At 72.5% G+C, this 18,614-nt stretch carries 18 protein-coding genes; 10 read left to right on the top strand and 8 right to left on the bottom strand.

Going from position 1 to position 18,614, the window contains the following annotated elements; all coding sequences use genetic code 11:
* The first annotated feature begins 9 nt into the window (after positions 1-9).
* Positions 10-1,653 (top strand): serine/threonine-protein kinase, encoded by a 1,644-nt coding sequence (locus BLW57_RS30440; protein ID WP_093478916.1) that lies wholly within the window; start codon positions 10-12, stop codon positions 1,651-1,653.
* A gap of 18 nt (positions 1,654-1,671) precedes the next feature.
* Here BLW57_RS30440 and BLW57_RS30435 read toward each other — a convergent pair whose 3' ends face one another.
* Entirely contained in the window at positions 1,672-2,475 is an 804-nt protein-coding gene (locus BLW57_RS30435; RefSeq protein ID WP_093478914.1) for an SGNH/GDSL hydrolase family protein, read from the bottom strand.
* A gap of 300 nt (positions 2,476-2,775) precedes the next feature.
* Here BLW57_RS30435 and BLW57_RS30430 point away from each other — a divergent pair, with 300 nt between their 5' ends.
* Together BLW57_RS30430 and BLW57_RS30425 are read left to right on the top strand one after the other, a co-directional pair.
* Positions 2,776-3,870, top strand: a complete 1,095-nt coding sequence (locus BLW57_RS30430) for a DUF5925 domain-containing protein (protein WP_093478913.1) — start codon at positions 2,776-2,778, stop codon at positions 3,868-3,870.
* A 15-nt stretch (positions 3,871-3,885) separates the two neighbouring features.
* Entirely contained in the window at positions 3,886-4,656 is a 771-nt protein-coding gene (locus BLW57_RS30425; RefSeq protein ID WP_093478911.1) for a DUF72 domain-containing protein, read from the top strand.
* 51 nt (positions 4,657-4,707) lie between these two features.
* On the opposite strand, the gene BLW57_RS30420 is transcribed toward BLW57_RS30425, so the two are convergent.
* Positions 4,708-5,076: a GntR family transcriptional regulator gene (locus BLW57_RS30420; RefSeq protein ID WP_073899886.1), complete on the bottom strand. Its 369-nt coding sequence runs from the start codon at positions 5,074-5,076 to the stop codon at positions 4,708-4,710.
* Between the two features lie 71 nt (positions 5,077-5,147).
* Between BLW57_RS30420 and BLW57_RS30415 the strand changes: the two genes are divergently transcribed.
* Both BLW57_RS30415 and BLW57_RS30410 read left to right on the top strand, forming a co-directional pair.
* The gene (locus BLW57_RS30415) at positions 5,148-6,077 is read left to right on the top strand and encodes a GNAT family N-acetyltransferase (protein WP_176985779.1); all 930 of its coding nucleotides are present in this window, start codon (positions 5,148-5,150) and stop codon (positions 6,075-6,077) included.
* A complete protein-coding gene (locus BLW57_RS30410; protein ID WP_093478908.1) occupies positions 6,058-6,558 on the top strand; it encodes a ribonuclease FAU-1 family protein in 501 nt (166 codons plus the stop codon). The genes BLW57_RS30415 and BLW57_RS30410 overlap by 20 nt, the downstream gene beginning before the upstream one ends.
* A gap of 22 nt (positions 6,559-6,580) precedes the next feature.
* On the opposite strand, the gene BLW57_RS30405 is transcribed toward BLW57_RS30410, so the two are convergent.
* A complete protein-coding gene (locus BLW57_RS30405; protein WP_093478907.1) occupies positions 6,581-7,201 on the bottom strand; it encodes a class I SAM-dependent methyltransferase in 621 nt (206 codons plus the stop codon).
* A 138-nt stretch (positions 7,202-7,339) separates the two neighbouring features.
* On the opposite strand from BLW57_RS30405, the gene BLW57_RS42575 reads away from it, so the two are divergent.
* The gene (locus tag BLW57_RS42575) at positions 7,340-7,474 is read left to right on the top strand and encodes a hypothetical protein (RefSeq protein ID WP_093478905.1); all 135 of its coding nucleotides are present in this window, start codon (positions 7,340-7,342) and stop codon (positions 7,472-7,474) included.
* A gap of 15 nt (positions 7,475-7,489) precedes the next feature.
* Here BLW57_RS42575 and BLW57_RS30395 read toward each other — a convergent pair whose 3' ends face one another.
* Positions 7,490-7,948, bottom strand: coding sequence for a GNAT family N-acetyltransferase (locus BLW57_RS30395; protein WP_093478904.1), 459 nt, complete (start codon positions 7,946-7,948; stop codon positions 7,490-7,492).
* A 165-nt stretch (positions 7,949-8,113) separates the two neighbouring features.
* Between BLW57_RS30395 and BLW57_RS30390 the strand changes: the two genes are divergently transcribed.
* Positions 8,114-9,157: a lytic polysaccharide monooxygenase auxiliary activity family 9 protein gene (locus tag BLW57_RS30390; RefSeq protein ID WP_093478902.1), complete on the top strand. Its 1,044-nt coding sequence runs from the start codon at positions 8,114-8,116 to the stop codon at positions 9,155-9,157.
* Positions 9,158-9,208: 51 nt separating this feature from the next.
* Here BLW57_RS30390 and BLW57_RS30385 read toward each other — a convergent pair whose 3' ends face one another.
* Positions 9,209-10,069, bottom strand: a complete 861-nt coding sequence (locus tag BLW57_RS30385) for an esterase/lipase family protein (RefSeq protein ID WP_093478901.1) — start codon at positions 10,067-10,069, stop codon at positions 9,209-9,211.
* A 183-nt stretch (positions 10,070-10,252) separates the two neighbouring features.
* Positions 10,253-10,699 (bottom strand): MarR family winged helix-turn-helix transcriptional regulator, encoded by a 447-nt coding sequence (locus BLW57_RS30380; protein ID WP_093478899.1) that lies wholly within the window; start codon positions 10,697-10,699, stop codon positions 10,253-10,255.
* A gap of 99 nt (positions 10,700-10,798) precedes the next feature.
* Here BLW57_RS30380 and BLW57_RS30375 point away from each other — a divergent pair, with 99 nt between their 5' ends.
* The 3 genes from BLW57_RS30375 to BLW57_RS30365 all read left to right on the top strand — a co-directional run bounded on the left by BLW57_RS30375 (position 10,799) and on the right by BLW57_RS30365 (position 15,786).
* Positions 10,799-11,173, top strand: a complete 375-nt coding sequence (locus BLW57_RS30375; protein WP_093478898.1) for a cupin domain-containing protein — start codon at positions 10,799-10,801, stop codon at positions 11,171-11,173.
* Between the two features lie 183 nt (positions 11,174-11,356).
* Positions 11,357-14,809: a DNA polymerase III subunit alpha gene (locus BLW57_RS30370; protein WP_093478896.1), complete on the top strand. Its 3,453-nt coding sequence runs from the start codon at positions 11,357-11,359 to the stop codon at positions 14,807-14,809.
* Entirely contained in the window at positions 14,806-15,786 is a 981-nt protein-coding gene (locus tag BLW57_RS30365; protein WP_093478895.1) for a DNA polymerase Y family protein, read from the top strand. Before BLW57_RS30370 ends, BLW57_RS30365 begins: the two co-directional genes overlap by 4 nt.
* A gap of 510 nt (positions 15,787-16,296) precedes the next feature.
* Here BLW57_RS30365 and BLW57_RS30360 read toward each other — a convergent pair.
* Positions 16,297-17,379 (bottom strand): S1 family peptidase, encoded by a 1,083-nt coding sequence (locus tag BLW57_RS30360; RefSeq protein ID WP_093478893.1) that lies wholly within the window; start codon positions 17,377-17,379, stop codon positions 16,297-16,299.
* A gap of 331 nt (positions 17,380-17,710) precedes the next feature.
* Entirely contained in the window at positions 17,711-18,610 is a 900-nt protein-coding gene (locus BLW57_RS30355; protein ID WP_093478892.1) for a S1 family peptidase, read from the bottom strand.
* Positions 18,611-18,614: the final 4 nt, after the last annotated feature.

Here is an 18,614-nt window from a genome sequence, read left to right as displayed (position 1 = left end):
TCGCGCGAGATGCCTTGGGGGGCGCCCGTGTCCGAAGAGCCGGGCCGTGAACGTGTGATCGCGGACCGCTACCGCCTGCTGTCCCCGCTGGGCGAGGGCGGCATGGGAACGGTGTGGCGCGCCCGTGACGAGGCGCTGCACCGGGAGGTGGCCGTCAAGGAGGTGCGGGCCCCGGCCGGGCTGCCGGCCTCGGACGTGGAGCGGATGTACGCCCGCCTGGAGCGTGAGGCGTGGGCGGCGGCCAGGGTCGCGAACCGCAACGTGGTCACCGTGTACGACGTGGCGATGGAGGCGGGCCGGCCCTGGATCGTGATGGAGCTGGTGCGCGGCCTGTCCCTCGCCGACCAGTTGGAGGCGGAGGGTCCGATGGCGCCGCAGCGGGCCGCGCACATCGGGGCCGAGGTCCTCTCGGCGCTGCGCGGCGCGCACGCGGCCGGGGTGCTGCACCGCGACGTGAAGCCGGCCAACGTGCTGCTGGCCAACGACGGCCGGGTGGTCCTCACCGACTTCGGGATCGCCACGGTCGAGGGCACGTCCGCGCTGACGATGACCGGCGAGGTGATCGGCTCACCCGAGTTCCTCGCTCCGGAGCGGGCGCTGGGGCGCACGCCGGGGCCGGAGTCGGACCTGTGGTCGCTGGGCGTGCTGCTGTACGCCGCTGTGGAAGGCGTCACCCCGTTCCGGCAGGACACCCCGCTGAGCACCCTGCGGGCCGTGGTGGACGAGGAGTTGCCGCCGGCCCGCCGGGCGGGTCCGCTGGCGCCCGTGATCGCCGGGCTGCTGCGCAAGGACCCGGCCGAGAGGCTGTCCGCGGAGCAGGCCGAGCGGGAGTTGCGGCTGGTGGCGGCGGGCGGCACGTCCCGGACGGAGACGGCGGCCGTCGTGTCGCCGTACGCCCCGACGACGGTGTCCCGGTCGCCGCAGCCCTCCGGCACCCCGCCGATGCCGCTGCCCACCGGGTATCCGGACCCCGCGACCACGGCCGCGCAGCCGGATACGGGGACCGGGCGGAACCGCCGTGCCGCACTCGTCCTGGTCGCCGGCGTCCTCGCGGTCGTCCTGGCACTGGCGGGACTGACGTACGCGCTGCTGCACCAGGGCGGTGACGGCGACGGCGGGAAGGACACCGCGAGCACCGGCCGGGCGAGCGGCACCGCGCACTCCCCCGCCTCCACCGGCAGCACCGACGCGGACACGGCGGCACCGGCGCCGCCCACGCGCAGCAGCGCGTCGGCGAGCAGCCGGCCGGCCCAGTCCGTGCACGTCGCCCTGACCGGTACGGACACGACGTACTCCGGGCCCTGTCCGCCGCCGTCGGCCGGCACGCCGGCGTTCACGGCGACGTTCACGGTGGGGCGGCTGCCCGCCGACGTGGAGTACCGGTGGGTGCCGGCGCACGGTTCGGTGTCGGACCCGGGGTGGCAGACGCTGTCCTTCGCGGAGGGCGCCGGCCGGACCAAGCAGGTGCGGGTGACGGTCACGGCGTACCCCGAAGGGGGTGGGACGGTCGAGAACGAGATCAGCGTGGAGGTGCGCGGTCCGGTGCGGACGACCTCGAACTCCGTGCCGTTCTCGGTGACCTGCACCCCGACGGAGACCCCGTCGGACGGGGCCTCCGCATCCGCCTCGGGCTCGCCGGCAAGTTCACCCTGAGGGGCGAGCCCGAACGGGTCACGCGTTGTTCGTGAGCACCGGCAGGTAGCCGCCGGACTGGCCGGCCGCGGTGGGGTGGTAGGACTCGCCGATGTTGAGCCAGTTGACGCTGTGCAGCCAGGAGTTGCTCGAGCAGATCTCGTGACCGGAGAACGTGGTCCGGACGTCGCCGAAGACGAAGCTGTGGGCGGCGACGCGGGCCTTGATGGTGGTGTTGAGGAAGTCGGACGCGTCGTTGATCGCGGACCTCTTGGTCTCGGAGAGGCCGAGGCAGGACTGGCCGAGCAGGTAGAAGCGGGGGTAGCCGATGACGACCACCCGGGCGGACGGGGCCTTGGCGCTGATCGTGTCGTAGACGGTGTCCAGCTTGCCGGGAAGCGTGTTGGCGACGTACGCCCTGGCGGTGTTGATCTTGGAGATGCAGGCGCTGTCGGACTGGAGCACACAGGTCGTCATGACGTCGGCGAAGCCGGCGTCGTTGCCGCCGATGGTGAGGGACACCAGCGAGGTGGAGGAGTTCAGCGAGCCGAGCTGGCCCGCGAGCACGTCGTCCGTCTTGGCGCCCGAGCAGGCGTTGAAGGCGAACGACGACGGGCTGTGGGCGGCGTTCCACAGGTACGGATACGCCTTGGTGCTGCGGTCACAACTGCCGCTGGAGCTGATGTAACTGCCGGATCCCACCCCGGAGGAGTAGGAGTCGCCGAGGGCCACGTAGCCACCGGCGGCGGTCGTGGACGCCTGCGCCGAAGCGGCCCCGGTGAGACCGAGGCCGGCGGCGAGGAGGAGCGAGGTCACGAATCCGGTAAGTCGGGAACGTCTCATGGAACCTCCCTTTAGCAGCATCTCTGCCACAACTGTCGTAGCAACTACGCGTGTTGACGGGAAGTGTCCATGCCAAGACTTTTGGGGTCTCAACAGGATCAACGCGAAACGTTCACTGCTCATCTATTGCGCATGCCTGGACCGAGCGTTGACGGGCCGTCAGGCGGCGGCCTCGGCCGTACCGGTGGCACCGGAGGGCGCCGGTCAGCTCCCCGGGAACACCCGGAACAGTTCTGGAACACCCGGAACAAGCGGCGGAAATGCCGTGCGCGGAGGACATCCGTGCCGGATCATGGCGGCATGTCTGCGAACCCACACGACGCTCTGCCGATCCGGCTCCACGTCGACGACTCCGACTCGCCGTCCGACGTCGTCGACGCGCTGTTCCTCGGCCGCTTCGCGACGGGCGAGCAGCCGTACTCGCACGCGGCGAACATCGATCGCGTGCGTTCCGGCGCGACCCTGGTGCCGGACGGCGCCCGTGTGCTGCGGGTCGCCCGCGACGACGACCGCAGCGCGACCCTCGCCGAGGGCGACGGCTGGACCCTGCTGGTGTCGCGCTGGAACCGGGGTGCGGACGTCACGGTCACCGCGACCAGCGCCGAACTGGCGAAGCGGATCCTCGACCAGGCCACGGACGGCGCGGCCGACGAGCCCGAACCGCAGCCGGAGAACGTGACGATGGGGTTCTGGTACGTCTCGCCGAGGCGCGGCCCGCACCGCACCACCCGGCAGATCTCGGCGGGCACCTGGGACGAGATCCGGCCCAACTACACCGCGCCGGTGGCGGACGCGATGGACCGTCTGATGAAGACGACCCCGGAGGACATCGCCGGGCGGCTGCTCCTGCTGCACGGACCGCCCGGCACCGGGAAGACCTCGGCACTGCGCACCCTGGCCCGTTCCTGGCGGGACTGGTGCCAGGTCGACTGCGTGCTCGACCCGGAGCGGCTCTTCTCCGACGTCGGCTATCTGATGGACATCGCGATCGGCGAGGACGACGGCGCCGGCAAGGGCCGCTGGCGGCTCCTGCTGCTGGAGGACTGCGACGAGCTGATCCGCGGCGAGGCCCGGCACACGGCGGGCCAGGCGCTGTCCCGGCTGCTGAACCTCACCGACGGGCTGCTCGGCCAGGGCCGCAACGTCCTGGTGGGCGTCACCACCAACGAGGACCTGGAGCGGCTGCACCCGGCGGTGGTCCGCCCCGGCCGCTGTCTGGCCCGCATCGAGGTGGGCCCGCTGACCCGCGGCGAGGCGGTGAACTGGCTGGGCACGGAGGAGGGTGTCGGCCGGGAGGGGGCGACCCTCGCCGAGCTGTACGCGCTGCGCAGGGGCACGACGCCGACGTCGGTGCCGGGCGCCCGGGAAGGGGCGGACGCGGGCCTGTACCTGTAGTGCTTTGATGGTGCCATGACCTTGTTCGTCGGCACCTCCGGGTGGCAGTACAAGGACTGGCGGGACCTCGTCTATCCGGCCGGGGTCCCGGCGCGGCTGTGGCTGGAGGAGTACACCCGGCTGTTCGCGACGGTGGAGATCAACAACGCCTTCTACCGGCTGCCGACGCGCGAGAACTTCGAGGCGTGGCGCGAGCGGGTGCCCCCGGACTTCGTGGTCGCGGTCAAGGCCAGCCGCTACCTCACCCACATCAAGCGACTGAAGGATCCCGGGGAGCCGGTGGAGCGGCTGATGAGCCACGCGGCGGGGCTCGGCGACCGGCTGGGCCCGGTCCTCCTCCAGCTCCCGCCCACCCTGCGTGCCGACCCGGCCCTGCTGGACGCCTGCCTGGCCTGCTTCCCGACCGGTACGCGGGTCGCGGTCGAGCCGCGCCACGACTCGTGGTGGACGCCGGAGGTACGCGCGGTGCTGGAGTCCCGGGGCGCGGCCCTGTGCTGGGCGGACGTCCTGGCCCGCCCGGTCGCCCCGTTGTGGCGCACCACCGGCTGGGGCTACGTCCGTTTCCACCAGGGCCGCGCCCAGCCGTGGCCGCGCTACGGCCGGCGGTCGCTGGAGACATGGGTGGACCGGATCGCGACGACGTTCGGCGGCACGCAGGACGTGTACGCGTTCTTCAACAACGACCCGGGAGGCGCGGCGGTCCGGGACGCGGTGGTCTTCGGCAGGGCGGCGGGCCGGGCGGGCCTGACGGTGACACGGTTTCCGGAGCCGGCGCGGCACCGGTGACCGCCGTGCGGCCCGGTGCCGGAGCCGCCCCGGCCGTACCGCGGTGCCCGGCTACTCGCCGTAGGCCGCGCGTAGGGCGTCGCGGACCGCGGCCAGGGCCTCGTCCTCGCCCAGGCCCAGCCGCCGCACCCGCTCCGCGTACGCCTGTGCGGCCGACGACGCCTCACGCTCGGCGGCCGAGCCGGCGGCGGCCACGAACGTGCCGTTGCGCCCCCGCGTCTCGATCACCCCGTCGCCCTCCAGGGCCCGGTACGCCTTGGCCACCGTGTTCACCGCGAGCCCCAGGGACTCGGCGAGCCCGCGCACGGTCGGCAGCCGGTACCCCACCGGGAGAGACCCGGACCGCGCCTGCTCGGAGATCTGCGCCCGTACCTGCTCGTAGGGGGGCGCGCTGTCGTCGATGCGGATCTTCAGGCTCACGGGGCGATTGTCCCGCACCCGCCGGAAAATCAGAGGCACCGGGGGATGTCCGCCGCGTACGGTGCCTGCCCATGACAGTGATCGTGCGCGACCTCCGCCCCGACGTCCCGGCCGACACCGAGGGCTTCGCCCGGGTGCGGCGGCTCGCCCTGCCGTACATCCTGTTCACCTCGGAATCGGTCCGCCACAACGCCGTCCACGTCCCGCCGGAGGCCCGGTACCGCCCGCTGGTCGCGGAGGAGGACGGCGAGGTGATCGGTACGGCCCAGGTCCACCTGGCCCACGACAGCCCCGAGCCGGGCCAGGGCCTGGTGAACATCTACGTACGGCCCGACCGGACCGGCCGTGGCGCGGGCGGGCTGCTGCTGCGCGCGGCCGAGGAACACCTCATCGCCGAAGGTGCCACCCGGCTGCTCACCTGGGTCCTCGACGAGCCGGCGCACCGCGCCTTCGCGGAGCGGCACGGCTATCGCGGCAGCCGCTCCTCCCACTTCCTCCGCCTCGACCTGGCGGGCGCCGCCCTCCCGGCGATCCCGGAGACCCCGGCGGGTGTCGAGCTGCGTACGGCCGCGGACTTCGCGGACGACCCGCGCCCGCTGTTCGAGCTGGACGCGGAGACGATGCGGGACGAGCCCGGAGACATCGACTTCGAGTACACCGACTACGACGCCTGGATCGAGCAGTACTGGAAGCATCCGCTGCTGGACCGCGACCTGACGGTGGCCGCGTGCGTCGACGGCCGCCCGGTCGCCTTCAGCGTGGCCTACACCGACGGCGGCGGCCGCTACTCCACGGCGATGACCGGCACCGCCCGCGCCCACCGCGGCCGCGGCCTGGCCAAGCTCGCCAAGACCCAGTCCCTGCACCGGGCCCGTGCCGCCGGCATCACCGAGGCGTTCACCGGGAACGACGCGGGGAACGACCCGATGATCGCGATCAACAAGTGGCTCGGGTACGAGATCTGCGCCACGGAGGTGCGCCATGTCCGTGAACTCGGCTGATCCGGCGGCCCGTCTGGAGGTCGTCCTGGTCAAGGCGGGCCGTACGAAGATCCGTTACCCGGCCGACGCGCTCGGGGACGACGGCACCCGGATCGCGGTGCGGGCACCCTGGGCGGGTTCCGGAGTCCGCGACTTCGGCTTCGTGCGGTTCGAGCCGGGCGACGTCTTCACCGAGTACTACTGGCGCGACCGCTGGTACTCGGTGAAGGAGGTGCGTGCCGCGGACGGCTCCCTCAAGGGCTGGTACTGCGACATCACCCGGCCCGCGCTCGTCTCCGGCGGCGAACTGGTCGTGGAGGACCTCGACCTTGACCTGTGGCGGTCCGCCGACGGTTCGGACGTGCGGCGGCTGGACGAGGACGAGTTCGCCGAGAGCGGTCTGGCGGAGCGCGACCCAGAGGCCGCGTCGGCCGCCCTCGCCGCCCTCGGCGAGCTGGAGGCGCTGGCCCGTGAGGGCGGCTTCGAGGAGCTGCTCGCCTGACGTCCCCGGCCACCGGGCGTGCTCACACGGTGGCGATCAGGGCGTACCGCTCGTCGTCCACGTCCTTGCCCCACAGCAGCGGGTCGCCGGACAGCCGCTCCACGCGCAGGGCGGCCGTCAGCGGCTCCAGCAGGGCGGTGAGCCGCCCGGCGGACAGGCCTACGGGGTGCAGGGTGCCCCAGACGCCCTCGACCAGCACGAAGCGGCCTCCGGGCCGCAGCAGGTCCCGCCAGTGCCGCAGGACCCGGGCGGGCTCCGGCAGCGTCCACAGCACATGGCGTACGAGGATCACGTCGAAGCGCCGCTCCCCCACCGGCGGCTCGGCGGCCTCTCCGCGCAGCACCACCGCGTCGTGGCCGGCCAGCTTGGCCCGGGCCCGCTCGACCATCGCCGGGGACAGGTCGACGGCCGTCACCCGGTGACCCTGGCCGGCCGCGAGGAGCGACATGCTGCCGGTGCCGCAGCCGAGGTCGAGGAGATCGGCAGGGTCCTCGGGCAGCCAGGCGCGGAGCCGGTCCGACCAGGCCGCGCGGACCTCGGGGTCGCGCAGGCCGTGGTCCGGCTCGTCGTCGAACGCGGCGGCCCGGGCATCCCAGTCCTCGTTCGGGGCATCCGCAACCGTGCGTCCACTCTCGCTCGTCATCCCCGGAGAGTGACACACACCACTGACAACGCGGACGTGACAGCCGCCACTGACAGACCGGCACCGATGAGGAACTCTCGCCAAAAGCGTCTATCTCCGTGACATCGCGGAACCCGGTAGGCACTGAAGGAGGCAGCCATGCGCCGCTCGATCGTGCAGAAGCCCCTGAAGAGGACGGACACCCGCCGGATCCGCGAAGAGGCCGAGGAGCGCCCCGCGGGGCGCCCCGAAGTGCGCAAGGACATCGCGCGCACCTGGTGGCCCGACGGCTGACGCCGTCCGGGGCCCTCAGCCCAGCAGCTTGCGGTAGTGGATCCGGTCGTAGGGGCCGTCGACGCGGCGTTCCACGAGCTCGTACCCGTACTTCGGGTAGATCTTCCGGTTCTCCCACATCATCGCGTTCGTGTAGAGCCTGATCTCACCGAGCCCCAGCTCACGCGCGCGCGTCTCCACGAAGCGCAGCAGCCGCCGCCCCACACCCGTGCCGTGGGCGGCGGGATGGACGGCGACGCTGTCCAGGAAGAGGTGGTCGGCGAACTCCTCGACCACCACCAGCCCGACGACGGGGTCTGCGGTGACGAACACCCGGCCGGCGGCCACGTTCGCTTCATGGTCCGCCTCCATGGGTTGGGGCACCACGCCGATGCGCTCGATGTAGGGGCGGTAGGCCGCGTCCGTCACCGCGCGCACGGCCGGTACGTCGGCGGCGCGGGCCGGCCGGACCCCCGCGTTCTCCTGGTCGTCCATGCCGCGCACGGTAGCTACCTGAGCGCAGTCTGAGCACCCCCTTAAGGGGACCATAAGGATCTCCTCCACCCGCCTCCAGCAGGCGATTCCACGGTCTTTCGGGGCTAGTTTCGGATCACCCCACGGGATCCCCCCACCCCCACGGACCGTTCGGAGGAGTTCCGCATGCCCGCTCGCGCCCACCGCAAGGCCGCCGCCGTCGCCGTACTCGGTACGGCGCCGCTCGCCCTGACCGCGCTCGCCGCCGCCCCCGCGTCCGCGCACGGCTCGATGGGCGACCCGGTCAGCCGGGTCTCGCAGTGCTACGCGGAGGGACCGGAGAGCCCGAAGTCGGCCGCGTGCAGGGCGGCCGTGACGGCCGGCGGCGCCCAGGCCCTGTACGACTGGAACGGCATCCGGATCGGCGACGCGAACGGCCGGCACCAGCGGCTGATCCCGGACGGCAGGCTGTGCAGCGCGGGCCACGCCGAGTTCAAGGGCCTCGACCTGGCCCGCTCCGACTGGCCGGCGACGAGCGTGCGCAGCGGGTCGTACACCTTCAAGTACCGGGTGACCGCGCCGCACAGGGGGACCTTCAAGGTCTATGCGACCAAGCCCGGTTACGACCCCGCGAAGCCGCTGGCCTGGTCCGCCCTGGATCTGGAGCACCCGGTGGCGACGGTCACCGACCCCACCGCCTCGGGCGGCTTCTACACCTTCTCCGGCAGGCTCCCCGAGCGGTCCGGACGGCAGTTGCTGTACGCGGTCTGGCAGCGCTCGGACAGCCCGGAGGCGTTCTACTCCTGCTCGGACGTGGACTTCGGCGCAGGCACCGGTGGCACCGGGAGCACGGGGAGCGGCGGCGGTACGGGCAGCACCGAAGACACCGGCTCCGGCTCCGGCTCCGGCGGCACGGAGAGCACCGGATCCGCCGGGTCCACCCCGGCTCCGGTCGCCTCCGCGCCGTCCGACGAGCAGATCACGGCCGGCGAGGACAGGTCGACGGTCGAGCACCACGGTCACGGCGACGACGACGCGAGCACCTCCGCGGAGCCCGCCGCCGCGCCCAACCGGCCTCAGGCCGAGGGGAGTTCGGAGAACCTCGCCGAGACCGGCGCGTCCACCGGCACCTCGTACGCGGCCATCGGCGGCGCGGCCGCGCTGGCGCTCGGTTCGGCGGCGCTGTTCCTGTCGGTGCGGCGGCGCGCCGCGGGCGGCCGCCGCGGGTGAGGGTTCCGGGGCCCGTCCGGCGGCTCAGGCCGGACAGGCCCCGGCGGCGCGTCAGCTGAAGGCCGACGCGCAGGTGGTGGCGGTGGCGTGGGCCGGGTCGAGCGCGTTGGCCACCTCGTGGAAGGCGATCCGGTCGAACAGGCCGATCGCCACGTGTTCGGAGAGGTCGAGCGGGCACAGGTCCTGCAGCAGGACGTTGCGGACGTCGGGGCCGGTCAGGTACTGGCTGCGCCAGGGGGTGGCCACCTCGTCGTACTTGGTGGCGAGGACCGTGTAGTGCACTCCGGGGACGGTGTCGCCGTCCGCGTTGAGCTTGGTGAGGAAGGCGGAGCCGGGGATCTGGTCACCGAGGCCGGGGGTGGTGGCCTTGATCAGGTCCGCGGCGCCGGGGAAGTACGGCAGCAGGTTGGTCAGCCCGCTCAGGGTGGCGCCGTGGTTGTCGGGCGCGATGCCGACGAGGGCGTTCACCTTGCCGGCCCCACCGAGGAACTTGAGGTAGTAGCGGGGCATCAGGCCGCCCTGGGAGTGGCCGACCAGGTCGGCCTCGGCGGCTCCGGTGGCGGCGAGCACCTTGTCGACGTAGGCGGACAGCTGTTCGGCCGACTTGTCGATGGGCCCGAGGCCGTGGAAGAGCAGGACGCCGGTCAACTGGCCGTAGTCCAGGGAGTAGACGCAGTACCCGCGGTCCTTCAGATAGGGGGCGAGGGAGAGCCAGTTGTCGATCGAGTTGCCCAGGGTTCCGTGGACCAGGACGACCGGGCGGGGGTGGGCGGCGGAGGGCTTGCAGGAGAAGTCGTTCCAGCCGCTGCTCGGGGCGGAGGCGGCCTGGGCGGTGGCGGCGGGGAGGGTGGCGACGGCGGCGGTGAGGAGCAGCGCGGCGAGGGGTCTGAGCACTCGCTTCCAGGGCAGCATCGTGTGATCTCCTTGCGGCTCAAGGGAGGTGCGACGGCCTTACCCTGTGATCCGGATCACGAGGATGCTGTTCACTCGTCAAGTTACGGACGAGTAGTGGAAGTGTGAAGTTACGCGTCAGTAAAAACTTCCAGTGATAACCGGAGCCTCACCGGCGCGTCGCTTCGGCGCCCTGACGGACCGTCACCAGGAAGGCCTGATCGGACCGTAGGGAGCGATCCGGGCCAGACGGTCCCGCAACACGCGCACTTCACCCTCGCCCAGCAGTTCGGCCCATCGCTCCACGACCTCGGCGGCCGCCTCCTCCGCCGCCCGGGTGCAGGCCCACCCCCGCCCGGTCAGCACGATCAGCCGGGCGCGCGCGTCCTCCGGGTGCGGCAGCCGCTCGGCGTACCCCTTGCGCACGATCTCGTCCACCAGCTGACTCGCCGCCTGCTTGGTCACCCCGAGGTGAGCGGCGAGGTCGGTGACGGTGGCGCCGTCCGGCGCGAGCCGCGCGAAGGCGAAGCCGTGGGCGGGCCGGAGGTCGGTGAAGCCGCGGGCCACGACCCCGTCATGGATGCGCTGAGTGAGGTCGCCCGCCACGGCGAGCAGGGCGGCGGACAGGGCCATGGCGTCGGAGTTCTGCACGGAGGCATTGAAACACCCTTGACGATTTGGTCAAGCTGCTTGACCATACGGAGAGATGGTCAAGCAGCTTGACCACTTTTCGCAAAAGGAGACACCGTCATGCCCGTCGTCCGCTCCTCGGAAGCCGTGACCCACGAGATCCACGGCGCCCGGTTCGTCTCGTACGCCACCCCGCCCACCGGCAGCAAGGAGCTTTGCGCGTGGCGCGGCGAGATACCGCCGGGCACCGAGGCCCCCGCCCACACCGTCAACCGTGAGGAGATCTTCCACCTGCTCGTCGGCGAGCTGCTCATCATGCTCGACGGCCGGACCGACCGGATCACCGCCGGCGACACGGTGATCATCAATCCGGGGGCGACCCTGGCCGTGACCAATCCGACCGAGCACACCGCGATCTCCTGGGTCACCACCTCGGTCGGCCTGGAAGCCCGGCTGGCCGACGGCACCCGCCTCTCCCCGCCCTGGGCCAACTGAGCCCACTCCCCCGCCGGATCACGGGGATCCCGCTCCACCGGCACTCCATCCCGGAAGATAATCGCTGACACGTTCGATTTCTGGTCGCCCGACCGATGCGGGTGGGGTTACAGTAATCGAACGAGCGTACGATGTACGTATCGGACGTATGGCGGAAAAGGGGTGGAGTGAGGGAGGTGCGGCATGGCGGGCTTCGCCCATCTGCACGTCGCGTCCGGTTACTCCATCCGCTACGGCGCCGCCCAGCCCGAGCATCTCGCCCGGCGGGCGGCCGAGCGGGGCATGACCGCGCTCGCGCTCACCGACCGGGACACCGTCACCGGCGCCGTCCGGTTCGCCGAGGCGTGCGCCGGAGCGGGGATACGGCCGATCTTCGGGATCGACCTCGCGGTGGCGGCCCTCGCGCCGCCACCGCCCGCCCAGCGCCACCGCACCCCCGCGCGCGGTGGCGCACATGTCGTCGAGCCGCCGCTGCGGTTCACGCTGCTCGCGCAGAACCGGGAGGGATGGGCCCGGCTGTGCCGCGTCACGTCGGCCGGCCATGTCGGCGCGGTGTCCGGTACGCCTCCGGTGGTGCCGTGGGAGGCGCTGCGCGAGTACGGCGGCCCCGGTCTGACCGTGCTGCTCGGACCGCTCTCGGAACCGGTACGGGCCCTGGCGGCCGGCCGGGAGGACGCGGCCGTGCGGCTGCTGGCGCCGTGGCAGGAGATCTTCGGCGAGGGGACCAGGCTGGAAGCCGTGGTGCATAAACGTTTCGGCACCGGACCCGGTTCACTCCGCCTCGCCGCCCGCACCCTGGCGCTCGCCGACCGCACCCGCACCACCGCGGTGCTCTCCAACTCCGTCCGCTACGCCGACCCGGACCAGCACCGGCTGGCCGACGTCCTGGACGCCGCGAGACTGCTGCGTCCGATCGACCGGCGCCGGCTGGACAGCGGGCAACGCTGGCTCAAGGACGAGAAGAGCATGGCGGCCACCGCGCTGATGATCACCGAGTGCGCCGGAGCCGACGCCCGGCGGGCCGGCCGGCTGCTGGCGGACACCGCCGCCACCGCGGACCTGTGCACCGTCGACCCCGCGGCCGACCTCGGCCTGGGCAGGCCGCACTTCCCGGAGCCGTCGCTCTTCGGCGCCGGCCCCGGCACGGAGGGCGCCGCGCGACTGCTGCGCGCGCGGTGCGAGGCCGGCCTGGTCCGACGCGGCCTCGACCGCGACCGGGCGGCCCTGGACCGGCTGGACGACGAACTCGGCGTGATCTCCGAGCTGGACTACGACTCGTACTTCCTCGCCGTCGGCCAGGTCGTGGCCGACATCCGGGAGAAGGGCATCCGGGTCGCGGCCCGCGGCTCCGGCGCCGGGTCGATGGTCTGCCACGCCCTGGGGATCGCCACGGCCAACCCGCTCGACCACCGCCTGCTGTTCGAACGCTTCCTCAGCGTGCGCCGGGCGTCGTTGCCCGACATCGACATCGACGTGGAGTCCGCCCGGCGGCTGGAGTGCTACGACACGATCTTCGAGCGGTTCGGCAAGGAGCGGGTGGCGGTCACCGCGATGCCCGAGACCTACCGGGCCCGCCGGGCCCTGCGGGACACCGGCCTGGCCCTCGGCATCGCGCCCGCGGACGTCGACCGGATCGCCAAGAGCTTTCCGCACCTGCGGGCCTCCGACATCAGCGGCGCGCTCGCCGAACTGCCCGAACTGCGGCAACTGGCCGCCGAGGCCGACCGGTACGGACCGCTGTGGGAACTCGCCGAAGGCCTCGACTCCCTGGTCCACGGCATGGCCATGCACCCGTGCGGCGTGGTCATCAGCGATGCCACCCTCCTGGACCGGCTGCCGGTGCAGCCCACCCCCCAGGGCGACTACCCCATGGCCATGGCGGCGAAGGAGGAGATCGAGGCGCTGGGCAACATCAAGCTCGACGTGCTGGGGGTCCGTATGCAGTCGGCGATGGCCCACGCCGTCACCGAGATCGAGCGGACCACCGGCAACCACATCGACCTGGACGACCCCGAGCAGGTGCCGCTCGACGACGTCTTCGCGTTCAAGCTGATCCAGGAGAGCCAGACCCTGGGGCTGTTCCAGCTGGAGTCGCCCGGCCAGCAGGACCTGCTGTCCCGGCTGCAGCCCCGCGATCCGCAGGACGTCATCGCCGACATCAGCCTCTTCCGTCCCGGACCGGTCGCCGGGGGCATGCCCGAGCGGTACATCGCCGCACGCCACGGCGGCACACCCCGGTACGCCCACCCGGACCTCGAACCCGTGCTCTCCGACACCTACGGCGTGACGATCTGGCACGAGCAGATCATCGAGACGCTGTCGGTGATGACGGGCTGCGACCGCGCCCTGGCCGAGATGGCCCGGCGGGCGCTCGGCGACAAGGAGCGGATGCCGGAAATCAGGGACTGGTTCCACCAGCGGGCGAAGGCGCGTGGTTACTCCGAGGAGGTGCGGGACCAGGTCTGGAAGACCGTCGAGGCCTTCGGCGCCTACGGCTTCTGCCGGGCGCACGCGGTCGCCTTCGCCGTACCCGCCCTGCAGAGCGCCTGGCTCAAGGCGCACTATCCGGCGTTCCTGCTGGCCGGCCTCCTCGAACACGACCCGGGCATGTGGCCCAAGCGGGTCCTCGTCTCCGACGCCCGCCGGCGCGGTGTGCCGGTGCTGCCCGTCGACGTCAACCACTCCGGGGTGAAACACACCGTGGAGAAGGCCGACGGGGAACAGTGGGGTGTACGTCTCGCCCTCTCCGCGGTGCACGGCATCAGCGAGGAGGAGTGCACCCGGATCGAGGAGGGGCAGCCGTACGGATCGCTGTCGGACTTCTGGCAGCGGGGGCGGCCCAGCAGGCCGGTCGCCGAACGCCTCGCGGAGATCGGCGCCCTGAACTCCCTCCACGACGGCCACCTCACCCGGCGCGACCTGCTGCTCCAGATCGCCGAACTCCACCGGCAGTCCCGCAGCAGGTCGGCGGGCAAGGGTCAGTTGCCCTTCGACACGCACGCGGTCGGCGGGGCGGAGCCGAGCGGCCTGCCGGAGCTGACCGGACGCGAGGCCCTGAGCGCCGAACTGAGCACCCTCGGCATCGACGTCTCCAAGCACCTGATGGAGCACCACCACCGGCTGCTGCGCGAGATCGGCGCGACCGACGCGGCCCACCTGGCCGGACTGCGCGCCGGTCAGCAGGTCCTCGTCGCCGGTGTGCGGGCCTCCACCCAGACACCGCCGATCGCGAGCGGCAAGCGGATCATCTTCGTCACCCTGGAGGACGGCTCGGGCCTGGTCGACCTGGCGTTCTTCGAGGACTCCCACCCGGCCTGCGCGTACACCGTCTTCCACAGCGGGCTGCTGCTGGTCCGCGGCACGGTCCAGGTGCGCGGCACCCGCCGGACCGTGGTCGGCACCATGGCCTGGGACCTGGACGAGATCGCCGCCGCCCGCCGCGACAACGGCCCGGAGGCCGCGCTCGCCCTCATCGGCTCCCGTCATCCGCATCCGACTCCCGCCCAGCCGGGGCGGACCCTGGCCAACGGCACCACGGGCGCCCGGCTGCATCCGTACGCCGATCTGCAGCCCGCCGGCAGCCGTTCGGCGGACCTGAAGAAGTTCGGGTACACCAGTCAGGGGAGCGCAGGATGACGACGCGTCAGCGGCACATCGCCCACATCCATCTGCACGCCGCACCGGGGGAGACCCGCTACGACGACATAATCGAACTGATGTCCGGTGTCACGCCCCATGTCCAGGCCGTTCCGCCCGACGCCGTCCAGCTGGACCTGACCTCGGCGCTCAGGTACTTCGACCTGTCTCCCTACGAGTTGATCCAGACGACCCAGCTCAGGCTGAAGCTCCTCTACGGCATCGACAGCAGCGCCGGGCTCGCGGGCAACCGCATGCTGGCGGCGATGGCGGCCGACACCGCCGCGCCCGGACACGCCACCTGGGTCCCCGCCGACCGGGCCGCCGACTGGCTGTACACCCGCCCGGTCACCGCGCTGCCGGGGATCGGCCGGGCCACGGCGGACACGCTCGGCAGGTACGGGCTGCACACCATCGGCCAGATCGCCGACCTCCCCATGGCGACCCTCCAACGGCTCCTCGGCGCCGGCTCGGCGCGCCTGCTGGCCGAGCGCGCCCGCGGCCGCGACCCCCGCCCGGTCGCCCCCGCGGAACCGGCGGCGCACCTGACCGCGGATGTCGTGCTGGACCGGGACTGCCTCGACCCGGCGCAGCAGCACCGGGCCGTCCTGGGCCTCGCCGACCGGATCGGCCAGCGCCTGCGCGGCGAGAAGCAGGTCGCCGGCCGGCTCACCCTCACCGTGCGCTACGCCGACCGCAGTTCCACCGCGCGCTCCCGCACGCTGCCGGAGGCGACCGACCACTCCCCCGCCCTCGCCGCGACCGCCCTCGGGCTGCTCACCGCCCTCGGGCTGCAGCGGGCGAGAGTCCGCGCCTTCGCGATCCGCGCCGACGGCCTGCTGCCGGCCGGCGGCGCCTACCGCCAGCTCTCGCTGGACCCCGGCGACGGGCGGGCACGGGCGGCCGAAGCCGCCGCGGACCGGGCACGCCGACGTTTCGGACCACAGGCGGTACGGCCGGCCGCACTGGCGGAGTGACCACCGCCGGCCGGGGCCTCGCGATGCCCGGCCACCCACCTGCCGCCCCGGCACGCCCCGCCCTCGAAGGCCCGGCCGGGACTTCGCACCGGGCTGCCGGTGGGTCAGCCGGACTGCCGCCGCCAGGGCCGCGGTGACGGACGAGCACCCGCCCGAAGCCGCAGCGGCGCACTCGCGGACCGACCTCTGCCGCGCGCCGGCGGCGGCCGGGGCCGATGGCCGGCCACCTGCCGCGAGGTACGCGAGCACCGGCCGGCCCGGGCGCCCCGGCACGCCCCGCCCTCGAAGGCCCGGCCGGGACTTCGCACCGGGCTGCCGGTGGGTCAGCCGGACTGCCGCCGTCAGGGCCGCCGTGACGGACGAGCACCCGCCCGAAGCCGCAGCGGACCACCGGCCGGAGGCGCCGCTCGCCGGAGGGGCGCGGGCGTTGCAGGTCCACCCGGCCCGGTGTCACGGCACCGCGCCCCGCCCCGGAGGCCGGGGCGGGGCGTGGTGTCGGGCCGTCGGAGGTCAGCCGATCTGCGTGCCCGTGGCCTTGAGGGCCGCGGTGACGGGCTGGAAGAAGGTCTCTCCGCCAGCGGTGCAGTCCCCGCTGCCGCCGGAGGTCAGGCCGACGGCGTCGCTGCCCGAGAAGAGCGCGCCGCCGCTGTCGCCGGGCTCGGCGCACACGTCGGTCTGGATCAGACCGCTGACCGAGCCCTCGGAGTAGTTGACCGTGGCGTTCAGGCCGGTGACCGTGCCGGAGTGCACCTTGGTCGTCGAACCGCTGCGGGTCACCTTCATGCCGACGGTGGCCTCGGCGGCGCCGGTGATCTTCTGGGAGGTACCGTCGTAGAGGTCGACCTCGCTGGGGTGGTCCACCTGGGCCGTGTACTTGACCAGGCCGAAGTCGGTCCCCGGGAAATGGGACTCCTCGTTCTTCCCGATCTGCTTGCCGCTGGAGTCCGTCCAGGTGGAGATGGCCTGGGTGCAGTGGCCGGCGGTCAGGAAGAACGGCTGCCCGCCCTTGACCACGTTGAAGCCGAGCGAGCAGCGGCCGCCCGATCCGTCGATCGCGTCGCCACCGGCGATGAAGGGCTTGAACTTCCCCGTGGACCGCTTCAGTTCGGCCTTTCCGCCGAGACCGTCGACGACCTTGCTGAGCTTGTCCCACCTCGCACCGGACACCGTCCGGTCCGCGGTGACGACGACCTTGTTGCTGACCGGGTCGGTCGCCCAGGAGGTGCCGGGGATGGTCGCGTCGGTCTTCAGCGTGGTGCGCGCGGCGCCCAGTTCGGCGAGGGAGTTGGCGACGATTCTGGCCTTGGCCCCGGCCGCCTCGACGGTCTTCGCCGCGGTCTCGTCGAGGACGTTCACGACGAGGCTCTTCGCCCGGGCGTCGTAGTAGCTGCCGGCCGAGTCGGCGCCGAGGTCACTGCCGAGGGTCGAGGCGAGCTTTCCGGCCGCCGGAGCCGACAGGATCCGTAGCTCCGGGGCGGACGGGGCGGGTTCGCTGGCGTTCGCATTCTGCAAGGTGACACCCGCGGCGGCCAGTGCGGCCACGGCGCCGCCCGCCATGGCCGCGCGCCGCCCGGATATGCGTCGGTGCTTCAACTCGTGTCCTCCTGTGGGGGGTCGACCGGTCGGGTTGTGGGGACCTGACGGGCCGGAAGGCTGGTTGACGGGCGCCTACTCTTCCTAACGGCACAGGGAGCACACAAGGTCGACTTCAGGACGCGCGCGGAGGCGGTGCGCACGCGCCGTCTCGCGTTCAGGTCCCCGCGCACGCCTGGAAGTTCGCGCTGCAAACACTACGAGCGAGTAACCGCTCGGCGGACGGTGACCGTCACGCCTGGCCGAAAACCACCGCTCCTGGAGCGCGCAACGGCGAGCCCCCGCACGCGGCACGGCATGCGGGGGCCCGGTGAATCCGGAAGGGGAACCGTCAGGGAAGCGTGACCCCGTAGTAGCTCAGCGCCTCGGTCACCGGCTGGAAGAAGGTCGTGCCGCCGGAGCTGCAGTTGCCGCTGCCGCCGGAGGTCAGACCGTAGGCCGTGGACCCGGAGTAGAGCGGACCGCCGCTGTCGCCGCCCTCGGCGCACACGGTGGTCTGGATCAGGCCGTAGACGATGTCACCGCCGCCATAGTTGACCGTGGCGTTCAGTGCCGTCACCCGGCCGCTGTGCGTGCCGGTGGTGGAACCGCGCCGGTAGACGGTCGTACCCACGGACGGGGTGGCCGCGCGGCTGATGGTCTGGCTGCCGACCGCACTCGGGTGAGCGACCGAGGAGTTGGTGTACCGCACCAGCGCGAAGTCGTTGCCCGGGAAGCTGTAGCCGACGTTGGTGCCCAGCACCGTGGTGTGCCCCGAGTTGCTGTACCAGGTGGAGGCGACCTCGCCGCAGTGACCCGCGGTCAGGAAGTAGTAGGTGCTGCCGCTGTGTACGTTGAAGCCGAGCGAGCAGCGGTAGGAGCCGCCGTAGATCGCGTCGCCGCCGCTGATCAGCTTGTTGAACTTGCCGGCCGTGTGCTTGATGGTGAGCGCGCCCGCGTTGCCGGCGGCCTGCTTCTTGATCCTGGCGATCTCGGCCTTGGACACCGTGCTGTCGACGGTGACGACGACGCGGTTGGTCTTGCCGTCCACCGCCCAGGCCGTACCGGGGACGTCGGCCTTGAGCACGGAGGCGCTCGCCGTGCTGAGCTGGGTGGCGCTGAACGTGTGGGCGTCAGTGGCGTTCGCGGTGGGGGCGGCGAACGCCGCCGCGGCCAGGAAGCCGGTGGCCACGGCGAGGAGCCGGGTCCGTCTAGCGGTGCCGCTGCGGGGAGTGGTGCGCTTGATCCTCACGTTT

It is taken from the genome of Streptomyces sp. 1222.5, from assembly GCF_900105245.1.
In the GTDB taxonomy this organism is placed as follows: Bacteria; Actinomycetota; Actinomycetes; order Streptomycetales; family Streptomycetaceae; genus Streptomyces; species Streptomyces albidocamelliae.
The sequence above is the reverse complement of the archived record's forward strand: the minus strand, read 5'-3'. Positions and strand labels throughout refer to the sequence as shown.